Genomic DNA, 1,932 nt, shown 5'->3' with positions numbered 1-1,932 from the left:
AACAGGGCATGCCGGGAGAACGTGGAGAGCAAGGTCTGCACGGCGTACAAGGCGTGCCTGGAGAACGCGGAGAGCAAGGTCTGCGCGGCGAACAGGGCATGCCGGGAGAACGCGGAGCGCAAGGTCTGCGCGGCGAACAAGGCGTACCGGGCGAACGTGGGGAGCAAGGTTTACGCGGCGAGCAAGGTGTGCCGGGAGAGCGTGGAGAGCAAGGTCTGCGCGGCGAACAGGGCATGCCGGGAGAACGCGGAGAGCAAGGTCTGCGCGGCGAGCAAGGTGTGCCGGGAAAACGCGGAGAACAAGGTCTGCGCGGCGAACAGGGTGTCGCTGGCAGAGATGGCGCACAGGTCAACGCGCAAACGCTCGCGAAAGTCGACCAGAACGGGAAGAAACTCGAAACCCTGCAGGCCCAGTTCGACGAGCTGCGTTCAGAAGGCTCCAAGCGTCTGGAGGAAATAGCTAACAACCCGGAAAACATGCAAAGGATCGCAGACCTCGAACACAAGATCTCGAACCTTCAAACACAGGCCACGCAGCAACCCCAGGCGGACGCCCCCAAGGGCGGCCAAGGCGGCAATACCAAGCCACCCGTCCCAAGACCGATCGAGTCGCCACTGAACAAGGCCCTGGCTGGCCTGGGCTCCGTGGCCAAAAGAGATGCCTGGACGCAGCTTTCCGGCGCGGGCAACGCCAACCTGGGTGCAGCTACTCTCAGCGGCGCCAGCCAAGTGGGCAACAGCGCCCTTTCGGCCATGCGCCAGCTCGGCAACGATCCTTCGCAGCGCCGGCTCGCGGGTCAAAATGGCGGGCCCGGTCAGGTGTCGCTGTCGGGGCATTCGCAAATCAAGCCCAATGAAACTCGCCTGTGGGTCCAGGCCCTGAACAATGCCAGCACCCTGGAGCAAACACAGGGCCAGAAGGACTTTGAACAGAACACCAAAGGCCTGGCGATGGGCGTCGACTGGGCGCTGGACGATGGATGGCGCATGGGCTTGCTGGGCGCCAAATCACAATCCAAGCATAAAGGCAGCCGTTTCGAGGGCGACCTGGACAGTTGGCATGTCGGTGCCTACGCCCTGCATCAGAGCGGCCCCGTGGCTCTGCGCCTTGGCGCGATCCACAGCAACCACTACGGCAAGACCGAACGCAACGTGGAGTTCAGCGGTTATAAGGACCGTCTCACCGGCAACTACGACGCCACTAGCCAGCAAGCCTTCGCCGAAATCGGCTACAACTTGGGTAGCGACAGCTTGAGCGCCGAGCCTTTCGCCAACCTCGGCTACCAACGTTACTCGCGCAAGGGCTACACGGAAAAAGGCGGTGAAGCCGGACTGAAAGCCAGTGCACAGACCCTGGACAACTTCAGCACTACCTTCGGCCTGCGCACCGCCAGCATCAAGTACATGGACAACAAGATGAGCCTGGCTCCTCGCCTGAGCGCGGGCTGGAAACATATGTACGGATCGCTCGACAGCACCACCACCCAGGCAAACCAGGCAACCGGCAAGACCTTCACCACCAAGGGCATTGGTCAAGACCGCGACAGCCTGGTGATCGAAGCCGGATTGGACCTTAACCTGTCGGCTAGACACTCCATCGGCGTGGCTTATAACGGAGAAGTGGGTAACAGTAGCCGCAACAATGGGGTCATGGGCCAGTGGAAGATGGCTTTTTAAACAAGCCTCCTAACTGTAGGAGCGGTGCTCGCTCGCGAAGAGGTCCGTGAAAACGCTAGTGGCCTGTACAGTGAGTTCGTTAGCTCAAGTTCGGATGCCAGCAGTTCATGGCCAAGGCGCTGTGGCCCAGCCGGCTATGGCGAGGAACAGCAACGCCGGTCAGGGACTTGTGGCGCCGAAATTGACTCATAGAACTCACCACACAGACCACTAGATCCCGCGCCTACAGCTGCGCGTGCGACTTTGGCTGATGGGC

Annotated in this window: 1 protein-coding gene; it reads left to right on the top strand. The window is 61.2% G+C overall.

Going from position 1 to position 1,932, the window contains the following annotated elements:
- Nucleotides 1-1,676: autotransporter domain-containing protein (locus AWM79_RS13935; protein WP_082712622.1), on the top strand; the 1,676-nt coding region annotated here is incomplete at its 5' end.
- Nucleotides 1,677-1,932: the final 256 nt, after the last annotated feature.

This window comes from Pseudomonas agarici, from assembly GCF_001543125.1.
Taxonomy (GTDB): Bacteria; Pseudomonadota; Gammaproteobacteria; order Pseudomonadales; family Pseudomonadaceae; genus Aquipseudomonas; species Aquipseudomonas agarici.
The sequence above is the reverse complement of the archived record's forward strand: the minus strand, read 5'-3'. Positions and strand labels throughout refer to the sequence as shown.